At 65.6% G+C, this 26,021-nt stretch carries 28 protein-coding genes; 19 read left to right on the top strand and 9 right to left on the bottom strand.

All coding sequences use genetic code 11. The annotated features are described in order from the left end of the window. Positions 1–3 precede the first annotated feature (3 nt). The 17 genes from rnpA (at position 4) to trpS (ending at position 13,014) form a co-directional block, all read left to right on the top strand. Complete coding sequence (gene rnpA / locus VGG51_15310) at positions 4–318, top strand: ribonuclease P protein component (GenBank protein ID HEY1884396.1); 315 nt, start codon at positions 4–6, stop codon at positions 316–318. 8 nt (positions 319–326) lie between these two features. Then, positions 327–551, top strand: a complete 225-nt coding sequence (gene yidD / locus VGG51_15305) for a membrane protein insertion efficiency factor YidD (protein HEY1884395.1) — start codon at positions 327–329, stop codon at positions 549–551. Positions 552–554: 3 nt separating this feature from the next. Beyond that, entirely contained in the window at positions 555–1,436 is an 882-nt protein-coding gene (locus tag VGG51_15300) for a YidC/Oxa1 family membrane protein insertase (GenBank protein HEY1884394.1), read from the top strand. 22 nt (positions 1,437–1,458) lie between these two features. Next, a complete protein-coding gene (locus VGG51_15295; GenBank protein HEY1884393.1) occupies positions 1,459–2,064 on the top strand; it encodes a R3H domain-containing nucleic acid-binding protein in 606 nt (201 codons plus the stop codon). Next, a complete protein-coding gene (gene mnmE, locus VGG51_15290; GenBank protein HEY1884392.1) occupies positions 2,016–3,416 on the top strand; it encodes a tRNA uridine-5-carboxymethylaminomethyl(34) synthesis GTPase MnmE in 1,401 nt (466 codons plus the stop codon). The genes VGG51_15295 and mnmE overlap by 49 nt, the downstream gene beginning before the upstream one ends. Positions 3,417–3,444: 28 nt before the next feature. Beyond that, positions 3,445–3,813 carry a hypothetical protein gene (locus VGG51_15285; GenBank protein ID HEY1884391.1) on the top strand — a complete coding sequence of 123 codons (369 nt, stop codon included), beginning with the start codon at positions 3,445–3,447 and terminating at the stop codon, positions 3,811–3,813. Between the two features lie 4 nt (positions 3,814–3,817). Continuing rightward, on the top strand, positions 3,818–4,396 hold the full coding sequence (locus tag VGG51_15280) for an HdeD family acid-resistance protein (protein HEY1884390.1): 579 nt from the start codon (positions 3,818–3,820) through the stop codon (positions 4,394–4,396). Between the two features lie 5 nt (positions 4,397–4,401). Beyond that, entirely contained in the window at positions 4,402–6,261 is a 1,860-nt protein-coding gene (mnmG, locus tag VGG51_15275) for a tRNA uridine-5-carboxymethylaminomethyl(34) synthesis enzyme MnmG (GenBank protein HEY1884389.1), read from the top strand. 3 nt (positions 6,262–6,264) lie between these two features. Next, positions 6,265–6,951 carry a 16S rRNA (guanine(527)-N(7))-methyltransferase RsmG gene (gene rsmG, locus VGG51_15270; GenBank protein HEY1884388.1) on the top strand — a complete coding sequence of 229 codons (687 nt, stop codon included), beginning with the start codon at positions 6,265–6,267 and terminating at the stop codon, positions 6,949–6,951. A 63-nt stretch (positions 6,952–7,014) separates the two neighbouring features. Then, positions 7,015–7,380 carry a hypothetical protein gene (locus VGG51_15265; GenBank protein ID HEY1884387.1) on the top strand — a complete coding sequence of 122 codons (366 nt, stop codon included), beginning with the start codon at positions 7,015–7,017 and terminating at the stop codon, positions 7,378–7,380. Beyond that, a complete protein-coding gene (locus VGG51_15260) occupies positions 7,377–8,777 on the top strand; it encodes an HD domain-containing protein (GenBank protein HEY1884386.1) in 1,401 nt (466 codons plus the stop codon). Before VGG51_15265 ends, VGG51_15260 begins: the two co-directional genes overlap by 4 nt. Continuing rightward, positions 8,774–9,553 carry an AAA family ATPase gene (locus VGG51_15255; GenBank protein ID HEY1884385.1) on the top strand — a complete coding sequence of 260 codons (780 nt, stop codon included), beginning with the start codon at positions 8,774–8,776 and terminating at the stop codon, positions 9,551–9,553. The genes VGG51_15260 and VGG51_15255 overlap by 4 nt, the downstream gene beginning before the upstream one ends. Then, positions 9,550–10,410 carry a ParB/RepB/Spo0J family partition protein gene (locus VGG51_15250; GenBank protein HEY1884384.1) on the top strand — a complete coding sequence of 287 codons (861 nt, stop codon included), beginning with the start codon at positions 9,550–9,552 and terminating at the stop codon, positions 10,408–10,410. The genes VGG51_15255 and VGG51_15250 overlap by 4 nt, the downstream gene beginning before the upstream one ends. Positions 10,411–10,418: 8 nt before the next feature. Next, entirely contained in the window at positions 10,419–10,601 is a 183-nt protein-coding gene (locus VGG51_15245; GenBank protein HEY1884383.1) for a hypothetical protein, read from the top strand. Next, positions 10,574–11,224, top strand: coding sequence for a thiamine phosphate synthase (locus VGG51_15240; protein ID HEY1884382.1), 651 nt, complete (start codon positions 10,574–10,576; stop codon positions 11,222–11,224). Before VGG51_15245 ends, VGG51_15240 begins: the two co-directional genes overlap by 28 nt. Positions 11,225–11,235: 11 nt before the next feature. Continuing rightward, complete coding sequence (locus VGG51_15235) at positions 11,236–11,967, top strand: hydroxymethylpyrimidine/phosphomethylpyrimidine kinase (protein HEY1884381.1); 732 nt, start codon at positions 11,236–11,238, stop codon at positions 11,965–11,967. A gap of 48 nt (positions 11,968–12,015) precedes the next feature. Beyond that, complete coding sequence (gene trpS / locus VGG51_15230) at positions 12,016–13,014, top strand: tryptophan--tRNA ligase (protein HEY1884380.1); 999 nt, start codon at positions 12,016–12,018, stop codon at positions 13,012–13,014. Here trpS and VGG51_15225 read toward each other — a convergent pair. After that, positions 13,004–14,200 (bottom strand): pyridoxal phosphate-dependent aminotransferase, encoded by a 1,197-nt coding sequence (locus VGG51_15225; GenBank protein ID HEY1884379.1) that lies wholly within the window; start codon positions 14,198–14,200, stop codon positions 13,004–13,006. The genes trpS and VGG51_15225 overlap by 11 nt on opposite strands. Positions 14,201–14,331: 131 nt before the next feature. Between VGG51_15225 and VGG51_15220 the strand changes: the two genes are divergently transcribed. Beyond that, entirely contained in the window at positions 14,332–17,541 is a 3,210-nt protein-coding gene (locus tag VGG51_15220) for a hypothetical protein (GenBank protein HEY1884378.1), read from the top strand. A gap of 16 nt (positions 17,542–17,557) precedes the next feature. Beyond that, a complete protein-coding gene (locus VGG51_15215) occupies positions 17,558–17,875 on the top strand; it encodes a hypothetical protein (GenBank protein HEY1884377.1) in 318 nt (105 codons plus the stop codon). Here VGG51_15215 and mrdA read toward each other — a convergent pair. The 8 genes from mrdA to rpmA form a co-directional block, all read right to left on the bottom strand. Beyond that, positions 17,872–19,728 carry a penicillin-binding protein 2 gene (gene mrdA, locus VGG51_15210; protein ID HEY1884376.1) on the bottom strand — a complete coding sequence of 619 codons (1,857 nt, stop codon included), beginning with the start codon at positions 19,726–19,728 and terminating at the stop codon, positions 17,872–17,874. The genes VGG51_15215 and mrdA overlap by 4 nt on opposite strands. Further along, entirely contained in the window at positions 19,725–20,195 is a 471-nt protein-coding gene (gene mreD / locus VGG51_15205; protein HEY1884375.1) for a rod shape-determining protein MreD, read from the bottom strand. Before mreD ends, mrdA begins: the two co-directional genes overlap by 4 nt. A gap of 37 nt (positions 20,196–20,232) precedes the next feature. After that, positions 20,233–20,982 (bottom strand): rod shape-determining protein MreC, encoded by a 750-nt coding sequence (mreC, locus tag VGG51_15200; GenBank protein ID HEY1884374.1) that lies wholly within the window; start codon positions 20,980–20,982, stop codon positions 20,233–20,235. Between the two features lie 90 nt (positions 20,983–21,072). After that, complete coding sequence (locus tag VGG51_15195; GenBank protein HEY1884373.1) at positions 21,073–21,666, bottom strand: Maf family protein; 594 nt, start codon at positions 21,664–21,666, stop codon at positions 21,073–21,075. Beyond that, the gene (locus tag VGG51_15190) at positions 21,663–22,088 is read right to left on the bottom strand and encodes a DUF3465 domain-containing protein (protein ID HEY1884372.1); all 426 of its coding nucleotides are present in this window, start codon (positions 22,086–22,088) and stop codon (positions 21,663–21,665) included. The genes VGG51_15195 and VGG51_15190 overlap by 4 nt, the downstream gene beginning before the upstream one ends. Continuing rightward, a complete protein-coding gene (gene nadD, locus VGG51_15185; GenBank protein ID HEY1884371.1) occupies positions 22,066–22,674 on the bottom strand; it encodes a nicotinate-nucleotide adenylyltransferase in 609 nt (202 codons plus the stop codon). Before nadD ends, VGG51_15190 begins: the two co-directional genes overlap by 23 nt. After that, positions 22,671–23,936: a GTPase ObgE gene (gene obgE, locus VGG51_15180; GenBank protein ID HEY1884370.1), complete on the bottom strand. Its 1,266-nt coding sequence runs from the start codon at positions 23,934–23,936 to the stop codon at positions 22,671–22,673. The genes nadD and obgE overlap by 4 nt, the downstream gene beginning before the upstream one ends. A 66-nt stretch (positions 23,937–24,002) precedes the next feature. Further along, positions 24,003–24,281 (bottom strand): 50S ribosomal protein L27, encoded by a 279-nt coding sequence (gene rpmA / locus VGG51_15175; protein HEY1884369.1) that lies wholly within the window; start codon positions 24,279–24,281, stop codon positions 24,003–24,005. Between the last annotated feature and the right edge of the window lie 1,740 nt (positions 24,282–26,021).

Here is a 26,021-nt window from a genome sequence, read left to right as displayed (position 1 = left end):
CGGTTGGCGAGTCTTCGCCGTCAGGCGGATTTTGCACGGCTGCGTCGGGCGGGACGCCGCGTTTCGACCAAGAGTCTCACCATCTACCGCAGTGATTCGCTCGCGGACGATACTTCGCTTGTGGGCATCACGGTAAGCAAAGCGATCGGAAAGGCCGTGGTGCGCAACAAACTGCGTCGACGTTTGTCGGCGATCGTCCGCGAGGCGCTCCCGTCGTGCGGGCCGATGCGCCTGCTCCTGGTGCCGCGCCCCTCGGCCGTGCGTGCCAGCTTCGCCGATTTGAAGGGCGAAGTAACTTCAGCCCTGGATCCGGCGTAGAAGTGCCCGTGAGAAGCGTCGCTCTGGGGCTCATTCGCGGCTATCAGCTGGTTATCTCGCCGCTGCTGCCGCCCGCCTGCCGCTTCTATCCGAGCTGCTCGCAGTACGCGCTGGTCGCGATCCGCGAGCACGGAGTTTTGCGTGGTGCGTGGCTGGCCGCCCGGCGGCTAGGCCGCTGCCACCCCTGGAATCCGGGCGGGGTCGACTTCGTCCCGGGCGCAGAGCCGAGGTAACGCGTGCACCTTCTTCTCGCGGCGTCGTGGCTCGATCCCATCGTCAATTTTCTCTCTGGGGTCGTGATGGCGATCGACAAGCCGGTGGGCAACCTCGGCTGGAGCCTGATCATCCTGGCGGCGCTGATTCGCCTGGTTTTCTGGCCGCTCAATACCGCGCAGTTCAAAGCGTTCATCAAGATGCAGAAGATCGCGCCGCTGCTCAAACGCGTGCAGGAACGGTACAAAGACGATCGTCAGAAGCAGCAGCAAGAGACGATGGCGCTCTACAAAGAGCACGGCGTGAACCCGCTCGCAGGCTGCTGGCCGATGCTGGTCCAGTACCCGGTGATCATCAGCGTCTACTACGTCGTGCTCAATCACAAAGGTCTCTTCGCAAATCAGAATTGGCTCTGGATCGGCAGCGCCTTTACCAAAGGGGCGAGCGCCCCGGCGATCTTCGGAACGCCGGTCTTTGCCGCGAGCCTCGCGGTTCCCGATCTCATTTTGATTCTGTTTTACGCGGCCTCGATGTATTTCAGCATCCGCTACGTCAGCCAGCCGGCGACCGATCCTCAGCAGGCACAGATGCAGCGCACCATGGCCTGGATATCTCCGGTGATGCTCGGCTTTTTCGGCTGGCGCTATCACTGGCCATCGGCGATGGTCCTGTACTGGTTCTCTTACAATATCCTAACGATGGGACAGCAGTTTTTCTTACTGCGGCGCTACCATCAACCACTCGCGCTCATCGACAGCGAGCACCCGATTACCGAAAGCGTCGGAGCCGATGCGGGCAAGCCGAAAGAGAACGGTGCGAAGGCGATCTCGAGCGGCAACGGTGTCGCAAAATCCAATCCGCAACGCTCGGCGCGTTCCTCGCGGTCGAAGCGTAAGAACAAATAAGGCTCGTAAGAAAGCACCAATCATGTTGTACGAAGACGATTTCGAGTTCGAGGAGCAGCCCGCCGACGTTCGGGACCGCACTATCGGCGGAAAGTCGGGCGGCGGCCGCGGCGGCGGTACGCGGCGGCGCGATACCCGGCGCAGCGGTCCTCCGGCGCGCCAGGCCGCCGAGCTGCCGGACGAGGCGAAGCCCGCGGGAGAGCTCTTGCGTGAAATCTTGGAGCGAATGGGCGGCGGCCCGACCGAGATTTATTACATTTCCCGCCCCGAAGGCGAGTATTTGGAGGTCGCGGGGCCGCACCTCGGGATGCTCATCGGGCGCCACGGCAACACCCTCGAAGCCCTCAACCTCGTCTTCAACAACGCCTTCAATGCCGGCGTGCGCAACAATCGGCACTACTATACGATCGACGCCGAAGGCTACCGCGCGCATCGCGCCGAGCAGCTCAAAAGCCTTGCGCTGGCGACCCTCGAGCGATGCGTGCGTGAGAAAGCGCCGCAGAAGCTCGAGCCGATGCTGCCCTCCGAGCGAAAGATCGTTCATCTGGCGCTCGCCGATTCGGAGCTCGTCCGCACGGAATCGGAAGGCGAAGAGCCGGAACGGCGCGTCGTAATTTTTCCTCGCTGACGACGGTACCTGACGAGACGATCGTCGCCGTTGCGACGCCGCCCGGAACCGGCGCCGTCAGCATCGTCCGCATCAGCGGGCCGGCCGTGGACCGGCTGGCAAAGCGCTTCGTGCGTACCAAGTCCCCGTTTCGGCCGCGGATCGCCACTCGAGCGACGCTGCTGGATGAAAGCGGCGAACCGCTCGACCACGGCCTGGCGCTGCTTTTTCCGGCGCCGCACAGCTACACGGGCGAGGACCTGCTCGAGCTGCAGACTCACGGGTCTCCGGTGGTCGTGCGGGAAGTCGTTCGCGCCCTGCTCGGTGGCGGGGCCCGTCTCGCCCAGCCCGGGGAGTTCACGCGCCGCGCTTTTTTCAATGGCAAGCTAGGGCTGCACGAAGCGGCCGCGGTCGCCGATCTCATCGACGCCCAGACGCGGCGCGCCGCCCGCGCAGCGCTGGCAAATCTCGAGAGCGGCGTCGGCGGCGAGGTCCGGGAAACTCGCGCCGGGCTGCGGGCAGTCGTCGAAGAGCTCGAGGGAGCGATCGATTTTCCCGACGAGGTCCCCGAACCGAATCGCGCCGCCCTCGCGCAGCGGATCGCGCCGCTTTACGAGCGGCTCGAGCGCCTGAGACTGGATGGTGAGGCGGGGCGCGTTCTGCGGGAGGGCCTAGCGGTGGCGATCGTGGGGCCCCCGAATGCCGGCAAATCTTCGCTGCTCAATGCCCTGCTGGGCACGCAGCGGGCGATCGTCTCGGAGATCCCCGGAACGACCCGCGACACGATTGAGGAGGTCCTCGCCGTCGACGGCGTCCCCGTCCGGTTAATCGATACCGCCGGAATCCGCAGCCATGCCGACCGCCTGGAGGCCTCCGGAATCGCCCGATCTCAGGCGGCCCTCGAGGCGGCCGACATCGCTTTGGTCGTGCTTGACGGCTCCCAGCCTTCGGGCCCCGACGCCGATCGGCTCCTCGAACGCACGTCGGAAAAGACTCGCATTCTCTACCTCAACAAGGCCGATCTGGGGGCCGACGCGGCCCTTGCGCGCCGACTTCCGGAAGCCGTCGCCGGAAGCGTCCGCGAACCGGCGACGCTCCAAGCCTTGCGCGACGCGATCGCGCAGGCGGGTTGGCGCGGAGCGAGTTTCGACGCGACGCGTCCACATTTAGCGGCGCTGCACGAGTTCGAGGCCGTCAACGACGCGCTCGCCGCGCTGCGCCAGGCTCTCGAATCGCTCGCTGCGGGCGAACCAGTCGATTTCGCCGCGACGGAGCTCGCACGTGCATTTTCAGCGCTTGGGCATGTAAGCGAGCCGGTGGCTGCCGAAGAAATAATCGCCGGTATCTTCTCCCGCTTTTGCATCGGGAAATAACACGCTAATCAAGAAGGAGAGAAACCATATGCGACGCCTTTTCCTCTTGGGCTTTACGCTGGGGGCACTCTTGTCGCCGTGCGTCGTTTCGGCCAAGGTCGTATCGAACCTCGGCATCACGATCGGCAGCTGTGTCGTCAACTCCAACGGCGGCCACACCAATGGTGTCAACGTCGTCTATTACAATACGCACGCATCGCCCGCCACCGAAGTGGATTTCAAACTGCGCTATCGCAAGCACACGTACGTGCTGGCCGATCGCGGTTCGTTTTCCCAGGGCGCTCAAATCAATCACAATCTAACCGACGCGCTGGTCGGCGAAGTTTGGGATGGTCCGCAGCCCAAGCTCTGCACGGTGCAGCGCGTTCTTCTTGCCAACGGCAAAGAGCTCGAGTAACGCAATGCTAGCAAAAGGTTTAGTCGACGTCGTAGCACGCAATTGGTGGGTGCTGCTGATCCGCGGAATCGCGGCAATTATCTTCGGTCTTTTAGCGTTCTTATGGCCCGGCGCGACGATTCTCGCGATCGGAATTCTTTTCGGCGCCTACGCGCTGATCGACGGAGTCTTTGCGATTTACGCAACGATTCGCGCGGCCGAGCAGCATCAGCCGCGCTGGTGGCCAATGTTGATCGAAGGGGTCGTCGGAATATTGATCGCGGCGATCACCTTTTACGACATCGGCATTACGTTGTTCGCGCTCTATCTCACGATTGCGGCGTGGGCATTCATCACCGGAGTTCTGGAGATCGTAGCGGCCTTTCAGCTGCGCAAGCACATCAGCAATGAGTTCTGGCTAATTCTCGGCGGCCTCGCGTCGATCGCTTTCGGCGTCTTGATGCTCTGGCGGCCACTCGCGGGCGCGCTCGCGATCATTTGGCTGATCGGCGCCTATGCGATCATTTTCGGCATCATGATGATCGCGTTCTCACTGCGTCTGCGTTCGCACGCCTCGGCCCTCCCGGTAGCGCCGGCCACCTAAGTCCGATGCTCGACGATGCCGGCACGATCGTCGTGGGCGGCGGTCATGCCGGCGTCGAGGCGGCATTTTCGGCCGCCCGGCTCGGCGTTCCGACGCTGCTGATCACGGGCGATCCGGCTAAGATCTGTACGTTGCCCTGCAACCCGTCGATCGGCGGCAGCGCAAAGGGCCAACTCGTCCGCGAGATCGACGCGCTCGGCGGAGCGATGGCCGGCCTGGCAGACCGCTGCAGCCTGCACGCGCGCTTTCTCAATGAAAGCAAAGGGCCCGCGGTCCGCGCGCTGCGCCAGCAGATGGACAAGCCGGCCTATCGCGAGCTCGCGACCCGGCTGCTGCACGCTGTGCCCAACCTGGAGATCGTGGCCGGCCTCGTCGAGGCGCTGATCGTTCGCAACGGAGAGGTGCGCGGCGTCCGTTGCGCCGGGGGCCGCGTCTTCGCCGCAAGAAGGGTCGTCCTTGCAACGGGGACGTTCCTGGGCGGAAAGTCGTTTTGCGGAGCGGACGTTCGCGCCGAAGGGCGTTTCGGTGAAGCGCCCGCTATCGGACTCGCACGGGCGCTCCGCGAGCTCGGATTTCCCACCCAGCGGCTCAAAACCGGAACGCCGCCGCGAATCGACAAGCACAGCGTCGATTATGCGGCCCTGAGGCCGCAGCCGCCCAGCTCGACGCCGCTGCTCTTTTCGTACTCGAGCTCTGCGCGCTTTGCGGGGCCGCAGCTTCCCTGCTATCTGACCGAAACCAACGCACGAACTCACGCGCTCGTGCGGGAGAATCTCCACCGGTCGCCGCTGTACGGGCTCGACTTGATTCGCGGAATCGGCCCGCGGTATTGCCCGTCGATCGAAGACAAAGTCGTGAAATTTGCGCACAATCCGACGCATCAGATCTTCCTCGAGCCGGAAGGCTGGGACGAGCCGACGCTCTACGTCGGCGGCTTTTCGACGTCGCTGCCGGCGCAAATCCAGTTGGCAATGCTGCAGACGCTGCCGGGCCTCGAGGCCTGCCGTATGCTCCGTGCCGGGTACGCCGTCGAGTACGACATGGTGCCCCCGACGGAGCTTCACGAGACCCTGGAGACCCGGCGGGTCGCCGGCCTCTATCACTGCGGCCAGCTCAACGGAACCTCGGGCTACGAGGAGGCGGCGGCACAGGGGTTGATCGCGGGAATCAATGCGGCGCGAGCGGCCCGCGGCGACCAACCGCTGCGCTTGAGCCGCTCGCAGGCCTACATCGGCGTGCTGATCGACGATTTGGTCACCCGAGGCGTCGACGAGCCGTATCGTATGCTGACCTCGCGCGCCGAGCACCGCGTCGTGCTGCGTCACGATAACGCCGATCTACGCCTGACGCCGGTCGGACGCGAGATCGGCCTGGTCGCCGACCTGCAGTGGGAACGCTTCGAGCAGCGGCGAGCGGAGCTCGAAGCGGGCCGGCGCAGCGCCGCACGGACGCGTCTCGGCCGCACACGGATCGGCGGCGAGAGGTTCGATGCCGGCCACACGATCGCCGATGCGCTGCGGCGGCCCGCGCTGGGGTTCGCGGACGTGGCGGCGTGTTTCGACCCGCCGCTGGAACCGCAAATCGGCGAACGCCTCGCGATCGAGCTCAAATGCGAGGGTTACGTTCGGCGCCAGGAACTGGCGATCGAGCGCGCGGCGAAGAGCGAAAATGCCGCAATTCCGCCGGATTTCGACTACGCGTCGATCGCCGCGCTCTCTCGCGAGGCGCGCGAGAAGCTCAGCTCTCGGCAGCCGCGCACCCTCGGGATGGCCGGGCGGATTCCCGGAATTACGCCCTCCGACGTGGCGATTGTCGGACTCTTCCTGCACAAGGGGCGGCGCGAGTTTACGACCGCCGCCGGCTAAGCGGTGGCAGAGACGGCTCAGGCTGAGCTGGAGCGTTTGCTCGCCGGCGCCTGCGCCGATCCCGACGTCGTGCGGCGTCTCGCACGCTACGGGGCGCTCGTACTTGCCGCGAATCGTAACTTCAACGTCACCGGGGCCAAGTCGGAATCCGAGATCGCCGAGCATATCATCGATAGCCTGAGCGTGGTGCCCTACGTCCGCGCACCCTTCGTCGACGTGGGGTCGGGCGCCGGCTTTCCGGCGATCCCGGTCGCGGTCGCGACGGGCTTCGAAGTGACGATGATCGAGGCGACGGCGAAGAAAGCGCGCTTGCTCGAGGAAATTTTGGATCGCCTGGCCCTGAAGGGGCAGGTGGTTGCCGAGCGCGCCGAAACCGCGGGCCACCGGGTCGATTTACGCGAGCGCTTTGCCAGCGGTACCTGCCGGGCGGTCGCGACGGCCGCGGCGACCGAGGAGTTCCTCCTTCCCCTGATCGCCGTCGGCGGGACCGGCATCCTGCAGCGCGGCCGCTTCGACGAGGGCGAGCGAACGGGCCTCGAAGACGCGGCGCTCGTTCTCGGAGGACGCCTCGATCAAATCGTGGCCCTGGAGAACGACCGCCGAATCATCCTGGTGAAAAAAGAGCGCAGCACCTCGCTGCGTTTCCCGCGCCGCACCGGCGTCGCCCAAAAACGCCCGCTCTGCTCGTAAGCGAGGAACGGTGCTGTTTCACGGGAAACCTACCGGTGAAACAAAATCGCCTGAGGAGCAGCTTTGGAGACGATTCGAACTGATTTTGAAAAGGGTTTGATCCTCGGCCTTCTGATCGCCCAGGGGCACGTCGGAGGGGACGGCAAACAGGCGCAAATCACGCTCAAAATGCACGTCCGTCACGAGCGGCTGCTGCGCTGGCTGCAGGATCGTATTCCGTTCTCTCGCCTCTACGGACCCTACCATCACGGCGGACGCCATTACTTCCAGCTGATGATTCGCGGGCCGGCGCTGCGCTCCGAACTCATCCCGCTGCTTCGCGCGCTGCCCTGGGAGCAGATCGACGACCACTCCTACGGCCGGCTTCAGGCGATGGTCGAGCGCTACGGGCTCGCCCCGGATTCTGTTTCACGGGGTAGTTCCACGTGAAACTAACGCCGCTCGACGGACGGCTCGCCGCCGTGCTCCCCGCAAATTCCCTGTTTGCGGTCGGCGGACGCGTTCGGGATGAGATTCGAGCTGCCGACGGGCAGATTGAAAGGGCCTCCGGCGCCGACTCGGACTACGTCGTCGCCGGCGTCGGGCTCGAGGAGCTCGTCGAGCGCCTGCGGCGGATCGGCCGCGTCGATCTCGTCGGCGCCTCTTTCGCCGTTCTCAAGGTCACCGTTGACGGAGAGACCGTCGACGTCGCCTTGCCGCGGCGCGAGCGCTCAACCGGCATTGGACACCGAGATTTTGAGGTGAGCAGCGGAGCGGACGTGACGCTCGAGGAGGATCTCGCTCGACGTGACTTCCGGATGAATATGATGGCCCGGGCCCTGCCTGGCGGCGAACTGATCGATCCCTACGGGGGCGTTGCCGACATCGGCGCGCGCCGGATCGACGTTCTTTCTCCGCAGACCTTCGTCGAGGATCCGCTGCGCATGCTGCGCGCTTCCCAGTTTGCCGCGCGATTCGAATTCGAGCCGACGCCGGTGCTGCGCACGGCGATGACGCCGGCGGCGCCGCTGGTCGCCAGCATCGCTGCCGAACGCATCCAAGAGGAGCTCACGAAGCTGCTAAAATTGGCGAAAAAGCCCTCGATCGGGCTCGAACTGCTGCGCGAAACCAACGTCCTTCGATACGTATGGCCGGAGCTGCTCGAGGGCGTCGCGGTCGAGCAGAACGAGTGGCACGCCTACGACGTCTGGGGGCACCTCATGGCCACCGCCGACGCCGCGCCGCCGGGCGATCTGACCCTTCGCCTCGCGGCGCTGCTGCACGACATCGGAAAACCCCGAACGAAGGATGGTCCCCACTTCTACCGGCACGAAATCGTGGGTGCGGAGATGACCGAGGCCATGCTCGAGCGCTTCCGTTTTCCCGCCGAGGCCGTTCGCAGCGTCACGCACTTGGTGCGACAGCACATGTACGGTGCCGATCCCGACATCGGCGACGCCGCGCTGCGCCGCTTCATCCGCCGCGCGGAGCTCGCGCAGATCGAACACCTGTTCGCTCTTCGCCGGGCCGACATCCTCGGCAGCGGACTGCCAAAGCGAAGCGACGGCAACGAGCGCTTCGAGGCGCGGGTGCGTGAGGAGATCGACCGCAAGCCGGCCTTTGCGGTCACCGATCTCGCTGTGAGCGGAGACGACGTGATCGCCGCCTTGCGCCGGCGCGGCGACGTTGCGCCGAACTTCCGCGGCGACCGCCGGGTGGGCGAGGCCTTGCACTGGCTCTTCGAGCAGGTCACCGACGAGCCCCGACGTAACGAGCGGGCGTTGCTGCTGCACGCTCTCGAGCAGTATCTCGAGCATCCGCCACCGCCCCAAAGACTCGGAGAATAGTTCTGGGCCGCATCATCGCGCTCGTCAATCAGAAGGGCGGCGTCGGGAAAAGCACGACGGCGGTGAATCTTGGCGCGGCGTTAGCGATGCTCGGACGGCGCGTCCTCGTCGTCGACACCGATCCTCAAGGCAATGCGACGACCGGATTGGGCGTCAACAAAACGCAGTTGGAGCGCGACGTCTACCACGCGCTTCTCCAGGAGGCGCCGCTCGAAAGCGTCGTCGTGCGCACGGAGGTCGAGAATCTCAGCCTCGCTCCGGCCACGATCAATCTCGCCGGAGCCGACGTCGAACTGGTCGCGGCGCTTTCGCGCGAAACGCGTCTTCGTCAAGCGCTCGCGCCGCTGGAGAGCTCGTACGATTTCGTGTTGATCGACTCTCCTCCGTCGCTCGGCTTACTAACGATCAACGCGCTGACTGCGGCACAGGATTGCATCATCCCAGTGCAGGCCGAGTTCTACGCGCTCGAAGGCCTCGCGCAGCTAACCAACGTCATCTGGCGGGTACGCGACGCGCTCAATCCGACGCTGCACGTCAGCGGCGTGTTGGTTACGATGTTCGACGGCCGCACTCGTTTGGCGCTCGAAGTGATTCGCGAACTGGAGAAGTACTTTCCGCGCGAAATGTTCAAAACGCAAATTCCCCGCAACGTGCGGCTATCCGAAGCACCCTCGTTCGGGAAGCCTGTAATTCTTTTCGATCTCAAGAGCCGCGGCGCGCAAGCCTATATTGCGGTTGCGCGCGAGATGCTCGAACCAGCTCGAGCTTCGGCGTGACCGCACGGCGCGGTTTGGGCAGAGGACTGGCCGCCCTGCTCGGCGAGAACTCGGTGCCGGTCACCAGCTCGCAGGAGATCGTACGCGAGATACCGCTCGGGCAGATCACGCCCAATCCGTTTCAACCGCGAAAGCACTTCGCCGGCGACGCACTCGACGAACTCAAAGCGTCGATTGCGCAGTACGGCGTCCTCGTCCCAATCATCGTCCGCCGGCGCGACGACGGGTACGAGCTCATCGCCGGTGAACGGCGCTGGCGCGCGTGCGCTGCACTGCAGCGAAACGCGATTCCCGCGATCGTTCGCACTAGCGACGACCGCGAAACGCTCGAGCTGGCCATCGTCGAAAATCTGCAGCGCGAGAACTTGAATCCGCTGGAGGAGGCCGCCGGCTTTCAATACCTGATCGACGAGCACGCGCTCACGCAACAAGAGGTCGCGCGCCGGCTCGGCAAGAGCCGCCCGGCCGTCGCCAACGCGATGCGTCTGCTCGGCCTTTCCGAGACGATCAAGGCGATGCTGGTAAACGGCGAACTCTCCGCCGGCCACGGGCGCGCGTTATTGGCGGCGCCGGATGCACAGCGAATGCCGCTCGCGCGGCGCGCGGTAAACGAAGGACTGACGGTACGCAGTCTCGAGCGGCTTGCAAACGCCGACGCGCCGGCGCGCCATAAGGACGATCGGGTACCGCGCGGGCTCTCCCCCGACGAAGACGATTTCGAACGGCGCCTGCGCGAGCGCTTCGGTACGCACGTTGCCCTCGTCCGCACCGGCCGCGGCGGCCGGATCGAGCTGCGTTTTCAGAACGACGGCGAGCTCGTGCGCTTGGGCGATCTGCTGCTGCCGCAGGAATCGTAGGAGGTTTCATGCTCTTTCCGGTCTCGCGTATCGTCGCGCTGCTGATGGCCGGCGTTCTCTGTTTCGGAATACTCGTTCCGCTCTCGCTCGCGCGTCATAGTATCGCGCTTGCCATCGTCGTTGCCGTCGTTTACATCGCCTACGTAGTCGCCAACATCGTGCTATGGCAGCGGATGCGCCCTCGCGTGTAACGCGCGCGCAGCGCGCCGCGCGCTTACACGGAATCTATGCGATTCTCAACGAGGAGGCCGGCGTCGTCGCGCGCGCCGAAGCGATCCTCGAAGCGGGGGTTCGGATCGTTCAGTATCGTCCGAAGAGCGCGTTCGGTGCAGAGACACTGTGCCGCTTGCACGCGCTCGCGCGCCGGCACGACGCGCTCCTCATACTCAACGACGACTGGCGGCGGGCCGTCGAGTTCGATTGCGACGGCGTTCACCTCGGCCCCGGCGACGAGGGGTTCGATGAGCCGGCCGCCTTGCGCGCGGCGGTGCAAGAGCGTTTGATCGGGCTCTCGTGCGGCAATGCCGGCGAAGTCGCGCGCGCCGGCAACGACGTCGACTACTTGGGCATCGGCTCCGTCTTTGCAACCTCTTCGAAGGCCGATGCCGGCGCGCCGATCGGTCTGGGGGGCCTGCGCGCGTTGGCGGCGCAGACGCGCCTGCCGGTCGCCGCGATCGGCGGCATCGGTCCGCAGAACCTGGCGGCGGTGCGCGAAACCGGCGTCGCGATGGCGGCGGTCATCTCCGCGCTCTGCGCGCCCGATGCAAACGAAGCCGCGCGACGGCTTCTGCGCGCGTGGTCCGGCAGCGGGTAGCGGCGGCAACAATGGCGAGCATCGTGATCTCGATCGGCACGACCCATCCCTGCAACGTCGCGGGCGTCGGCCGCGACCTCGTCGTCGGCTGCGCCCTGCGGGCGCGGGTCTTCACCGCGGTGGCGGCGATCAGCGCGCAGGATGCCGGAGGTGTCGTCGCGCTGCGGCCCGTCGACCCCGACCTGTTTGAAAGTCAGATCCAGGTGCTGCCGTGGGAGAGCGCCGGTGCGGTGCGGGTCGGCGCGTTGCCTACGGCGCGCGCGGTTGCGTCGCTTACGGCCGCGCTCGCGCGACGGCCATGGTTACCGGCGGTCGTCGATCCGGTCTTGCGCGCGAGCAGCGGCGGCGAGCTTGCCGACGCGGCGGCGGGCGAGGCGCTGCGCGACGAACTGGCGCGCTTGCCCAGCGTCATCCTCACCCCGAACCTCGCGGAGGCGGCCTACCTCTTGGGTTGCGGACCCGTCGGCCGCGACGCCATGGGCGAATCGGCGCGCCGGCTGCGCGAGCGCGGCGCGGCGGCAGTATTGCTCACCGGCGGCCACCTCGAAGGTGAGCCGGTCGACGTGCTTGCTTCCGGCGACGGCGTCGAGATCCTGAGCGATTCGCGAATTGCCGGTTCGATGCACGGCACCGGCTGCACGCTCGCAATGGCGTTGGCCTGCGAGCTTGCCGCGGGCAGCACGCTGCGCCAGGCGGTGCGTGCCGCGCGCACCTTCGTGCGGGCCGAAATCGCAAAGCACTGAGCGCTGCCGGAGAGGCATTGGGCGCCGGCTAGCCGCATTGACGCGCGGATGAATCCGATCAAACGGCGCGTGATGTCGGGAATGCGGCCCAGCGGCCCGCTTCATCTCGGCCATCTCGTCGGCGTTCTCACGCAGTGGGAAAAATATTGCGAGAACGACGACGCGTTCTTTGAAATCGCCGACTTGCACGCCTACACCACGCAGTTCGCCGATCCGCAGGTCGTTTGCGACGCGCGCGAAGCGATGGTTGCCGTTTGGCTCGCCGCCGGCGTCGACCCCAGGCGCTGCACGATCTTTCTGCAGTCCGGCGTCCCCGAAATCTCCGAGCTGCACACGCTTCTCTCGATCATCACCCCCGTCTCGTGGCTCGAACGCGTACCGACGTACAAGGGGCAGATCGAGGCGCTCGGTCAGAGCATCGCGACCTACGGCTTTCTCGGATACCCGCTGCTGCAGCTCTGCGACATCGCCGTCGTGCGGGGTCAATACGTGCCGGTCGGTCGCGACCAGGTCGCGCACTTGGAGCTCGGGCGCGAGATCGTCCGCCGGTTCAATCATCTCTACGGCGAGGGCGGCGAGATCCTCGTCGAGCCGAAGCCGACGCTCTCCGAGTTTCCCGAAGTGCCCGGCACGGACGGGCGCAAGATGAGCAAATCCTACGACAACGCGATCCTGATCGCCGACGACGAGGAGACGACCACGCAGAAGGTGCGCTCGATGCTGACCGATCCGCTCAAGGTGCGGCGCGGCGACCCGGGCCGTCCGGAGATCTGCCCGCTCTTTGCTTTATGGCGTTTCGTCAATCCGCTCCGGCTCGACGCGATCGCCGAAGGCTGCCGCTCGGGAGCCCTCGGCTGCGTGCAGGATAAGGCCGAGTTCGCCGAAGCGCTCAACGCGTATCTTCGCCCGGTGCGCGAGCGCTACGCGCAGTACCGCAGCGATCCCGCAGTGGTTACAAAGATCATCGACGACGGGACGGCTCGTACGCGGTCCATCGCCGCCGATACGCTCGCCGACGTGCGGCGCGCGATGAAGTTTACCCCTTGAACTTGCGCAGGTTGTGCTCGATCGATTCCAGCGCCCAGTCGATATCTTCCAGCGAGGCGGCATAAGAGAATCGCAGATAACCTTTGCCGGCCGCTCCGAACGACGAGCCGCCGCCGCAGGCAACGCCGCCCTCCTCCAGGAGAAACTTGGCGAGACCGCGGTCGTCCTGCGTGATCGACGAGACGTTTGGAAACGCGTAGAACGCGCCTTCCGGCAGTAAGCACGAGACATTGGGAATTTGATTGAGGCCGTTCACGAGCCGGTCACGCCGCTGGCGAAAGATCTCGTTCATTCGCAGCACCGGCTCGTCCGATCCGGTCAGCGCCGCAATCCCGGCCATCTGGACGAAGGTGGCGACGCAGCTAAACGTATTGTTGTTGAAGAGCGTCACCGTGCGCGCCAGCCGTTCGGGCAGGATCGCATAACCGAGCCGCCAGCCCGTCATCGCGTACGCCTTCGAGAAACCGTCGACGACGATCGTCCGTTCCCGCATCCCCGGCAGCGACGAGATCGACAAGAACGGCGTGTCGAGGTAGAAATTGCGGCTGTAGATCTCGTCGGCGAGAACGAGAAAATCGTACTGCTGCGCCAGGTCGGCGATAAACTCCAGGTCGCCGCGCGTCAGGACCCCGCCGGTGGGATTGTGGGGCGAGTTGATCACGACGAGCTTCGTCTTCGCGCTGACGCGGCGGGCGAGCTCGTCGAGGTCCATGCGCCAGTTGCGCGACTCGCGCAGCGGGATCGCGTGCACGTTGGCCTCCAGATAGCTCGCGGCCGATGCGTACGCAGGGTAGGCGGGATCGAAGTAGATGAAGTCGTCGCCGGGATTGAGCAGCGCGCTCAGCGTGTTCCAGATCACCGGCTTCGCGCCGGGTGAGATCACGACGTTGTCGGCGTTCCAGGCCGGCGTGATGTTGCGAAAGCGGCTGGCATAGTCGGCGATCGTCTCGCGCAAGGAGAGCAGCCCGCTCGACGGCGTGTAGTGGGTGTGATTATCGTACAGCGCGTCTACCGCGGCTTTTTTGATCTCCGCCGGCGTATCGAAATCGGGCTCGCCGATCTCCATGTGAACGACGCGGCGCCCGGCAGCTTCGAGTTCTCGAGCGCGGGCCAAAATCTCGAACGCGTTCTCCGCACCCAGCCGTGCGACGGCGGCGGCGAGACGGTCTTCGTGAACTGCGAGCATACTCTAGCGATCCTTCCTAAAAAACAATATAACGCACGGCGCGGGCGAGCGCGGGAGCGCCGTTGCCCGCGGCGAATCGTCCCCGCGTCATGCGACCTCTCTCCGAGGTTTTCGCGCCTGGAGCACCGACGTTGCCGGAGCGGCTGCGGACGCTCGTCGTTTCGCCCGAGCGCGAGTTGGAACCTGGGGTCACGGTCCAGGCCGGCTTCACGTTCCGCAACCACGGAGGCGCAACGGCGACCGGCGTTCGGATTCGTTTCAACCTCCCCGACGGACTCGTCTATCTCGTCGGCAGCGGGCGCCTCAACGGCCGCGAACTCGATGACGAGTCCGGCAACTCGCCCCTGCTCTCTCGCGCCGGCGCCTCCGTCGGCGACGTGGCGGCCGATGAAGAGCGCCGCGTCGAAATCGCTTACAGCGTCGCGGGTGCGATCGAAAACGGTACGATCGTCGAACTGCAGGCAGCGGTTGCCTCGTTCGAGTTACCGCCGACCGGCTCGAACGTCGTCCGCCTAGTCGCCCGCAGCAAACCGCAGTTGGCCAACGCGCTGACGCGAATCGCGATCGAGCCGCTGGCGGATCCCATTCCGGGCTCCCAAGCGCAAGTTACGATTCGCATTCACAATGCGGGCGAATCGACCGCACGTGACGTGATCGTCGCGGCTCCCATTCCGGAAAACTCGACGTACGTCGCTGGCTCGGCTGCGTTAAACGGACGTGAGATCGAACGCGGGCTGGGCGCGCCGTTCGACCGGCTGCACGCGCCGGTCATCCTGCAATCGCTTCCGGCCCGCGCCTCTGCAACGTTGGTTTATCGCCTCGCGATCGACAACCCGTTGGCCGGCGGTACGCAGGTCGTCGCACGCGCCGAAATTGCTTCGCAGGAGACGGCGGGCTTTGCACTCGAGCCGGCGTCGCTCACGATCGCGTCCGCACCCGATTTCAGTGACCCGCACACGACGTTAGGGGCCGCGCCGTTTGCGGATTTGCGGCCCGGACAACAGGTACGGTTCACGCTGCGCGCCTTCAACGCGGGAACTGCCGCGGCGTCTAGAGTGACCGCTGTGATCGAGCTCTCCGAGGGACTGCTCTTCATTCGCGGCGCGACGACGATCGACGGCCGTCCGGTTCGCGAGCGCCGCAAAGACCTGCGTTTCCAGCTCGGCCCGATCGGCACAGGTTCGGGAGTCACGCTCTGCGCCGACGCCGTTTTGCTCGCTCCGGCAGCGAACGGTACGATCGTTTCGGCAACGGCAACGCTCGACTGGGAACCGTCGGGGGCACAAAACGAGCGGCGTTTAGAGTGCAGCGTCGTCGTCCGTTCCGAGCCGGCCTTCGCGCCGCGCCGCAACACGCTGATCCGTACGGGAAACGCGACCGTTGCGCCGGGCGGCGAGATCGAAGCGGCCATCGCACTCGAAAACGAAGGAAGCGCCGACGCCAACGACGGCGTGCTGCGGCTGCGCATCCTGCCGCCGCTCGAAGACCTCAGCGTTTTCGAAGGCGGTTCGCGGCTCTCGATCGAGCGCAGTTCGGTCGGCTCGCATCGAGATACCCTCGAGCTTGGGCCGATCGAAGCGTACGCCTCGCGGCGCTTTACGCTGCGCGCTCGCGTGCCGTCCCCGTGTGCCGACGCGACCGAGATCCGAATCGGCGCCGGCCTGCACACGCGCGAGCTCGGCGAGATTCGGCTGCCCGAGGCGTCGTGGCGCGTCGACTCGCATCCCGGTTTCGACGCGGAGTCGTCGCGTTTGGATCTCGCGGGCGAACAGGTGCTGCGGCCCAATCAGCTCGCCGACGTCGACGTTCTCGTGACCAACATCGGCACGGATATCGCGCACGACGTCCGCCTACGCACCTACCTCTCATCGGAGGCGCGGCTCGAGAGCGTCGACGGCGCGACGCGCGAGCGGTCGTCGCTGCTCTTCGGCGAGCTGGCACCCGGCGCGGCGGCACGGGCTCGCCTCGGGCTGCGTCTGCTGCGAGGACTCGCCAAGGACTGGCCGGTTACGGTCGACGGCGTTGTCACCGCTGACGGTGTCCTTCCCGTGCCGCTGGCGCGCTTGACGATTGCCACCAGCGCCGAGCCGGACTTTTCCGTCGGCGTTCTGCGCAGCGAACCCGCGGACGTCGTCTCGCCGGGTGACACGGTGGAATGGACGCTGCAAGTGCGCAACGGCGGGGACGGAACCGCGCGTCTCGTCGCGATCGCAACGGCAATGCCGGATTCGCTCATCTATGTTCCCAACTCCACGACGATCAACGACGTTCCGATCCGCGATGGCGGCGCGCTCCCGCCGGTCTGCTGCGGGGAAGGCGTCATCCTCAGCGAGGTCGACCCCGGCGTCGAAGCCGCGATCCGCTGGCGCAGCGTGGTTCACAACGCCATGGCGGGCGGTACGTCGATCGCGCTGAGCGCGCACGTTCGCTACGACGGCGATCGCGATGATGAGATCGTCTCGGATGAACTTCGAGTTCGCGCGACGCCGATCTTCGCCAACGCAATCGCCGGACTGCCGTTCGGACTTGACGGAATGATCGGTCCGGCAGCGAGCGATCGCGCGCCGGCGCTCACGCAGGACCGCTTCGTCGCGCTGCCGCCGGCGACGCCGGTCGCCGAGGGTAACGGCGCGTTTGCCTTAGCCCAGCTTTCTCCTGGCACGCAAAGCGAGCCGGAGAGCCCACTTGAGATTTACGAAAGCGTGAGCGCGGCCGAAGCGGCGGGGACCACGGCGACGCTGACGGCGTTTACCGCGCAGCGCCTCGGCCGCACGGCGCGCTTCCTGCGCGAAGCGCGCTTCGGCGGATTGATAACGCACATCTTCGCACTGCGCGCCTTCTTGCCCGACGCCATCGGCGACGCGCGCTGCGGCGCTCTCAGCGCAACAAAAGAACTCCTGCGCGACGAGTTCGATCGCCTCTTCATCAAATTGCGATTGCCCGGTTATGCGATCGCCCCGCGCGACGTGGAGACGCCCTCGCTGCGGTCGACGCTCGAGCGCCTGATCGCCGAGGCCGCGGCGGCGCGGGGCGTGCCGGAGGAGCCGCCAACGGTCGCGCTCGCTCTGCGCGGCGCGCTCGACCCCGTCGAGCTGCGCGAACTTGGCGACCGGCTGGCCCTGACACCGCTCGCCACGGCGGCGCCGTGGGCGGCGCTCGCGCGCCTTTTGCCGTCGCAAGGCGGCGCATTCTTCGCCTATCGCGCGAGGCTGATCGACGCCCTCGACGCGTTGCTCGACGCCGATTCAAACGACTTCATCGACGTGCTCGCGCACCACGAGGATGTCGCGCTCGATTCCGCGCTCGATGCGGTCGTCGCGTCGCTGCATTCGGTCGCTTAAGGTATCGGAGTTCGGGGTGCCGGGAATCTTCGACGCGCTCACGCGCGCTTTTCGCCGGGAAGAACCGCCCGCCGACGATTTTATCGCGTCCCAGTACTCGAAGCTCTCCGCGGCGCAGCGAGTCGACTTCATCTTCGCCATCGGCGCAGTGGAGGATCCTACGACGGTCGAGCTGCTGCAGCGCGCGCTCGACGACTCCGACGAAGCCGTTGCGCTGGCTGCGGCTCGAGTCCTGACCGGGGGTGGGCGCAACGACGAGCTCGAGCGCTTTTTCGCGACGCATCGCGGCGAACGCGCCGCGCGCCTTGCGCGCACGCTCGAATTGCTAAACTAGGGCTTTTTGTTAAAGTATTTCACGAGGATCTGCCGCGCGATCGGCGCGGCGACGGTCGCGCCGTAGCCCCCGCTGCGATCGACGAAGACGGCCAACGTGAGTCTCGGGTGCGCCGTGGGCGCCCAGGCGATGAACCACGTCGTGTTTGGGCCGTTCCCGCCCGCCGTTTCCACCGTGCCCGTCTTTCCAGAATACGGCAGTCCGTCGATCGCCAAACCGTAGGCTGTGCCGCCCGGGTCGGTTACCTTCGCCATGCCGGCGCGTACCGCGGCGAGCGCCGAATCGGTAACCGGAACTTGGCGAATTACCTGCGGTGAGAAGCGCTGCACGACGCGTCCGTCCGGTCCGCGGATCTCGCGCACGATTTGCGGCTTGTACAACGCGCCGCCGTTGATCACGGCTGAGGCCACGTTGTCCATCTGCAGCGGCGTCGCTTGCATCGCGCCTTGTCCGATGCCTAAGAAACAAGCATCGCTTGGCTCCATCGGGACGCCGAACGCGCGCATCTCCCACGCGTTGGTCGGCCAGTTCCCTTCGTTTTCACCGGGAAGATCGACCCCCGACTTGGCGTCGAGTCCGAAGGCGAGTGCGTATTTGCGCAGACGTGCGTTGCCGAGCCACCATGCGAGCCGAAAGAAATAACCGTCGCTCGACGCGGCAAGCGCCGGCACGAAGGTCGTGTTGCCCAGGCCGCCGGCCGCAATGTCGCGCGCGTAATAGCCGCCGCAGTCCCAACCGCCCGTGTCGTAGACGACCTGATCGACCTTCACGACGCCTTCGGTCAACGCCGCCGAGCCGGTCACCATCTTGAACGTCGACCCGGTCGGCGTGGCGGCGGCGATCGCGCGGTCGAACAAGGGCTGCGACGCGTCGGTCAAATCGTAGGCAACTCGTTTCCAGCGATTGGCGGCGAAGTCGTTCGGATTGTAGTTCGGGTAACTCGCCAGCGCGAGGATACCGCCGTTCCACGGATCCTCCGCGACGACCGCGCCCGAGAGGCGGCGGCCATGACCGGCGGCGCGCAGTCCGTCGGCAAGCGCCGCTTCGACGATTCGCTGTAAGCGCCAGTCGACGTTCGTGATCAGCGCGTCGCCCGAAATCGGCGGCTTCGAGCCCAACTTGATCGTCGAAACGACCGCACCGGTCGCGTCGACGACGACGCGTTGGCCCCCCGGCACGCCGCGCAGATAGCGGTCGTAGGAGAATTCCAGCCCGTCCTTGCCGATGACGTCGTTGGGAGTGTATCCCTGATGTTTGAGGCGCTCGTACTCTTCTTGTGTGATCGCACCGACGTACCCGATCAGATGCGACGCAACCGGTCCTTGCGGATAGTCGCGGATCGGCTGCACCTCGAGGTCGACGCCCGGCAGATCCGAAAGCACCTCGGAGAGCCGCGCGACGGTCGCCACGGGTAGACCGCTTGCGAGTACGACCGGACCGTACGGCTCGTTTGCCGCGACGGCGGCAAAGCTCGGATACGCAACGCCGCGATGACGGAGCAGCCGATCCCAAAGCGTAGCCTCGTCGACGCCGACGATCGGCGAGAGCGTCGCGAGCTCGGTGCGAGCGTCCGTCACCTCCGAGGGAATCAGTCCGACGACGAACGAGGGACTGCTGCGCGCCATGATCGCACCGTGGCGATCGTAGATCATTCCGCGCGGCGCTGCGACCGGAATCAAGCGAATTTGATTCGCTTGCGCGGCGGCGCGGTAGCGTTCGCCGTCAACGAGCTGTACCTCGATGAGGCGCGCGGTCAGAGCCGCGAGCGCGAGCACGACGATCGCGCAAAACGCAGCGAGACGCCATACCGGCAGGCGCCATCCCGAGGCCCGTGGAGTTCGCGGCAGGCTCACCGCTTGAGGGCGTCGTAGCGCCGGTAGGCGATCATCGCGACGACGACGGTCGTCGCGTTGAGAAGTCCCGCGAAGAGCGCCTCGTGCAGGTGCATCATGCCGAGCCCGGCCGGATAACCCATAAGCGCCATCGCAACCCAGAAGAGCAGCGCACGCAGCAGCGTCACTACGAGCGTGATTCCCGTTACAAGCGGAATGGAGTCGGCAAAAAAACCGCGCGAGAGCATGCTAGCGATAACGGCGCTGATGCCGGTTGAAAGCATCCATGCGGCCCCGGTTCCCGGGGAGAGCACATCTTCGCACAGGCCGGCGGCCAAACCATAGACGGCCGCGCGCCGCGCGTCGACCCGGATCGCGTACCACACGACGACGACTAAAACGAGGCTGGGTACGACGTTGCGGATCGCCAGCGCGTGCACGATCGTCGCTTGCGCGACGACGGCCGCAACAAGCCAAGCCGCCGCCACATACCAGGGCGGTCCGACGAACGGGGCTTCGTGCGGCTTACTTCGAGACGACGACAACGCGGTCGAGGGCGCCGAGATCGACGAAAGGCTTCAAGATGGCCGTCTGATAGAGCGTTGTGCTGCCGCGTTCGACGGCGGCAATCGTTCCGATGGGAACTCCCGAGCGAAACGACCGCCCTTCGCCGGTGACGACGACGTCGCCGGCGCGCAGCGGCGCGTCTTGCTCGACGTACTCGATGACGACGCTCGAAAGGTTCCCGCGGGCGATGCCCCACCAGCGCCCGCGCCGCACGACGGCGGGAATACGGCTTGCGTAATCGGTGACCAGCAGCACCGTGCTCGAGAACGGCGACACCGAGACGATGCGTCCGACGACACCCTCTGCGGCGATAACTCCGTCGTCCTTGTGGATCCCGGCGTTCGAGCCCCGATCGATCGTCACGGCTCGCGACTCGTTCTCCGGCGGAAAGCCGATGACGCGGGCCTCGATGCCGTCGTAGAGCGTTACGACCGGACGAACTGCGGTGGTCGCAGCGTACGCGGCGGCGAGTTCGTGAAGCCGCGCGTTCTCTTTGGCGAGCCGTCGATTTTCGTCGCGGAGCCGCACGCCGTCGCTCTCCAAGCGCGGCAGCGAGATCACCGTCGTGCCGATCGTGCGCGCGGTCCGCGTCGTCGCAGCGATCGCGCTCTGCGCGACTGCAAAAATCGAACCGCCGATGTTTGCAATTGGACTGGTCGCGCCGATTCGCTGCGCGCCGATCTGAAGCAGCGCCAGCAGAGCCGCCACGATGATGATCGCGATCAGTACAAAGAGCTTGCGTTCGTCTCGGTAGGTGAAGATTCTGACTACTCCGCTCGTGGGCGCCGTGGGCCGACGCTATTTCGGTGCGGGGAGCGCAAATCCCAACCTGCGAAGCGTTCGGACGACGCGTGCCAGCGGCAGGCCCATGACGGTGTAAAAGTCGCCGTCGATCGCCTCGACCAGCGACGCCGCTCGCCCTTGGATGCCATAGGCGCCGGCCTTATCGAACGGTTCGCCGGTCGCGACATACTCGGCGATCTCGTCGGGCTCCAGGGGGTAAAAGCGGACGCGCGTCGTGAGGCGCTCTTCCTCGCTGCCGTTGGGCGTCGCCAGCGCAAAGGCCGTATGCACGGCGTGCTCGCGTCCCGAGAGCGCTCCCAGCATCCGCGTTGCCTCCGCCGCGTCGCCCGGCTTTCCGAGCGCCGTCCCGTCGAGATCGACGACCGTATCGGCCGTCAGCACGGGGAGGCCGGGGCTCGTGCCGAGTTTGTGGAGCACGCCGGCGAGCTTCTCACGGGCGTGGTACGAAGCGAGCTCTGCGGGCGTCAGATGCTCGAAAGGAGGCTCGCCATAACCGCTCGGCACGACGTCGACCTGGAGCCCGAGCGAGCGCAGCAGCTCGAGCCGCCGAGGCGAGCCGCTGCCGAGAACGATGCGCTGCAGTCTCAATAGTACATCGTGCCGGCGGCGGTGATGTATCCGTTCTCGTGGTGCCCGCGCGGATCGCGGTGCGTCCAGTGGATAACGCCGCCGAGCGGATAGTACTCGTACTCCCCTTTCACCGCGACGCGCTCGCCCGGCGAGAGCGCAATCGTGCCGGTGAAATCGGTGTTGGCCTCGACGCGAACGACGAGCTTACAGCCCGAGTCCAGCCGCAGCAGAAAGCCTTCGTGAGGACTGCTGCGCCCGGCGCGGACGCCGAGGCTGCGCGAGACCGTGCCGCCGGCAACGACTTCGACGCCCGAACGGTGCGCGGTGTACGCCGTGCAGACTGCGGCATCGTCAGGGCTCTGGGTCGAGGAGCACGCGCCAAGCGCCCCGGCCGCCAGCAGCGCCGCAGCCGCCGCCCTACGGCGCAGCGGCGTAGCCATACAGGCGCTGCGCGACGATATACTGCCAAACGGGTTCGGGCACCAAATAGCGGATGCTGCGGCCTTGCGAGATCAAGGTGCGAATCAACGTCGACGATTCCGGAATCTCCGGCATGTTCAAGGAGCTGACGCGATCGCGCAGCCCGGCTGGAACCGCCGAGATAACCCGCGCGAGAGCATCGGCTCGCACGCCGGCACGCGGCGCGATCACGAAGCGCTCCAGCGCCTCCAGCACTTCGTCGAATCGCATCCACGGGGTATTCACGAGCGAATCGGCACCGATGATGAAGGTGAGCTCCGCACCGAACTTCGCCCTTAGCTTCGGGACTAAGTCGGCGGTATATCCGGTCGAATCGCGACGCAGGTCCGTATCGTCGAGTGCGAACGCCTCGTTGCCCCCGATCGCGCCGAGAATCATCGCGCAGCGATGCGCCGCGTCGGTCTGCGGCTTCTCGCGGTAGTGCGCGTTGGCGGTGGGAACGAACAGGACGCGGTCGAGGCGCTCCAAGATGCGCGCGGATTCTGCAACGAAGAGATGCGCGTTATGAATCGGATCGAACGTTCCCCCAAAAATTCCGACTCTCATGAGTAGGTGAACTCGTACGGCCCGATGCGAACGGTATCCCCTTCCTGCGCGCCGAGCTCGACCAGCCGCTTCTCGACGCCCATCTTTCCGAGCGCGCGCTCGAATCGCGCGAGCCCCTCGTCGGATTCGAAGTTCGTCATCGCCGCCAGTCGTTCGACGCGCTCGCCGCTAACGACGAAGGCTCCGTCGTCCTGTCGCTCGATCGCGAACGCATCGGGAGATCGCAGCTCGATGCGCACCGCTTGCGGCGCGACGATCTCGGGTAATGGCGCCGATTCGATCGTGCGCCAAACCTCGAGCACGAGTTCGCGCACGCCGTCGTGCGTCGCGGCGCTGATACCTCGAACGCCCGGAAAACGCGACTGCAGCTCGGAAAAGCACTCGCGCGCATTCGGCAGATCGAGCTTGTTGAGCACGAGCATCGCCGGCTTTTCCAGCAATCGCGGATTCCACGCGTGCAGTTCGTGTTCGATCGTTTCCTTATCGGCGAGAATCTCGTCGAGCGGCTTCGAGCCGTCGAGCAAGTGCAGCAAAACGCGCGTACGTTCGACGTGCCGCAGGAAGAGGTCGCCGAGGCCGGCGCCTTCGTGTGCGCCCTCGATTAGCCCCGGCACGTCGACCATGACGTACGATTCCTCATCGGAGACGCGCACGACGCCGAGCTGCGGCTCGAGCGTGGTGAAGGGATAGTCGGCGATCTTCGGCCGAGCCGACGATACGACCGAGAGCAGGGTAGATTTCCCCGCGTTGGGGACGCCGATGATCCCGCAGTCGGCGAGGAGCTTGAGTTCCAAACGCAGGTGCGCGCGCTCGCCGGGCGCACCCCGTTCGGCAAAACGCGGCGCTTGACGAACGCTCGTCGCAAAGTGCTGATTGCCCAGTCCGCCGCGCCCGCCCTTAGCGACTAATAGCCGCGCACCCGCGTGCGCAAGATCGGCCACGACTGATTCGGGTGAGTCCCCGGCGCGTCCAAAGACGAGCGTGCCGACCGGGACGGCGACCGTCAAATCCGCGCCGCTCTTTCCAGATTTCTTCGAGGTGCCGCCGGCTTTGCCCGATTCAGCCGAAAAGGTGCGGCGAAAGCGAAACTCGACGAGCGTCGACAGCTCCGCGGTCGCTTCGAGGTAGATGCTTCCGCCATGGCCTCCGTCTCCGCCGGCCGGCCCACCCTTCGGCACGTACTTCTCGCGGCGCCAGGCGACGATGCCGTCACCGCCGTCGCCGGCGGCGACATCGATCTCGGCTTCGTCGATAAACTGCACGCTCGTTACTTCGCCGGATAACGAAAAGGGGCCTAACGGCCCCAGTCGCAGATGGTCCGCAGCGCCTTACGCGGCAGGGACTACCGAAATCTGCTGGCGGTCGCGGCTCACGCTGAACTGCACGACCCCCTCGACGAGTGCAAAAAGCGTGTGGTCGCGCCCCATCCCGACATTGGTGCCGGGGTAGAAGTGCGTCCCGCGCTGGCGAACCAGGATGTTGCCGGCGACTACCCGCTCGCCGCCGAAGCGCTTGACTCCCAGACGCTGCGCGTTGGAATCCCGCCCGTTGCGGGTCGAGCCGGCACCCTTTTTGGACGCAAACAGCTGCAGATCGAAATCGAACATAGCCGCGCTATTGTAGCAGAGCCCGCCCAAAAGGCAATGACCTTCGCCCCCGCCCGGCCTAGGCGCGGTCTTCGCGGCCCAGATGACGGCCGTAAAGACGGCAACGGGGGCAAGCTAGGCCGGTAAGCAGTCGTGAAAATGAGCGCCAACACGATCAGGAGCCTAAAGTGCGCGAAGTATGCTTCGCAAAACCCACGATGAAGGCCGGGCTGTAAACGACGAACCCGTAAATCCAGCACTCGAATGTAACTAGCCAAAAAAGCTCGGGGCGATCGGGCAGACATGCCTTAACCGAACTTCCCAGGCACAATGCTAAGCCCCGACGAGCCCGACGGGAGCTCCAATCAGCCCGCGAGCAAGCCTGCTCGGTCCCGCTTGTGCCGGCATGGTAGGCTTAGGGTATGCCTGAGCGCTCACGCAAACCTGCGGCCGATGAAAGCCTAGCGGCCAAGTCTATCCTCGACCCGATCGCCACGCTATCAGGCGAGGGCAACGGTAAGGACCCGGCTGCGGTCGCTTTGGGCCGTCGTGGTGGCCTCAAAGGCGGCCCAGCAAGGAAGAAGGCCTTGACCGCAGCGCAACGCACTGAAGCGGCTAAGGTAGCCGCCGCTGCTCGTTGGAAGAAGCGCTCCGAATAGCGGTCACCGCGGCCGTTTAGGCGGTGCAGCTGCCGCCCCACCGACGAGGACCGGCTGCCTCGGCTTCTTTGGCACGAGGGCCCCCGCTAAGCCGTCATCGTCGTCATCGGTGATCCTGGGCGGCCGTTCCGGCAGAACGAGCCGAGGGGCGGCGGGAGGCTTGCGTGAGCGCTTAGGCATTTCTCAAGGTTAAGAGCAACGGCTACCCCTGTCAAATAGCGCTCCTTAACGGTTTTTCGGCTGCTTGTCCCGCGGATTCAAACCCACGGGCCATCCCGCTTTCGGTAGTGGTCCCATTTGAGGCGGGGTGCTTGGTTTACCAAGAACAAGGGCAAAAGGAGGTTGGTAAGGTTAGCGGGTGAGGAGGCGACGAATCACTGGCTATGGGACCACGAGGCTTCTGGATTGCGCTGGCGATCGTGCTGTTTTATCTGATCGCCCGACCGCATTTGGGAACGGCGTGGTACGTCACCGTGGGCCCAAGGCCGACCACCAGCGGGGGTTGTAGCGCAACACCGCCGGGCTTCATGTGCCCGCCGACGCCGTCACCACCGCCGGTGTCCCACTTCTCCGACGAAATCGACTGTCTCAGATACCTGGGTGGCACGATCTATGATCCGAGCTACCGTTGCGACGACCACCTGACGCTCCTGTGGGGCTGGTAGGCTTTCCCCGGGAGGGCGAACGCAGGTTCGCTAGTTGTTGTGCGTCACTATTCAGGTCACTACAAGATGTTGTGGCGTTAACACTTTGTCAACGGGATTAGAGGTATCCCGGTCGGAAAGGGTATCAGGCAAACCAAGGGTCGGTGTCCCTCCGACCGACCTGAGGCGTTATCGCTCTGAACGGCGGTGACCTAGGCGCCAATCTTGACGGCTAGCAGCTCCAACAGGAGGGTCCGAGCGTGGCAAAGCCTCGTAAGGATGACCGGCCTGCATGCGGTTTCTTCTACGATCCGCGGATCGGGAAGATACGGCCACTATGTGGGAAACGGAAAGAGCCCAAGAAGGGCTCTAAGGGCTAGTAACGGTCGCTAGCTGGTAACCCGGAGACCCTGGCGTTCATACCGCTGGGGTTTCCACTTTGAGGGGGTCCGATCTGT

The sequence above is a fragment of the Candidatus Cybelea sp. genome, assembly GCA_036489315.1.
Lineage (GTDB): Bacteria > Vulcanimicrobiota > Vulcanimicrobiia > Vulcanimicrobiales > Vulcanimicrobiaceae > Cybelea.
Note: the sequence above shows the minus strand (reverse complement) of the source record. Positions and strands in the feature narration are given on the sequence as shown.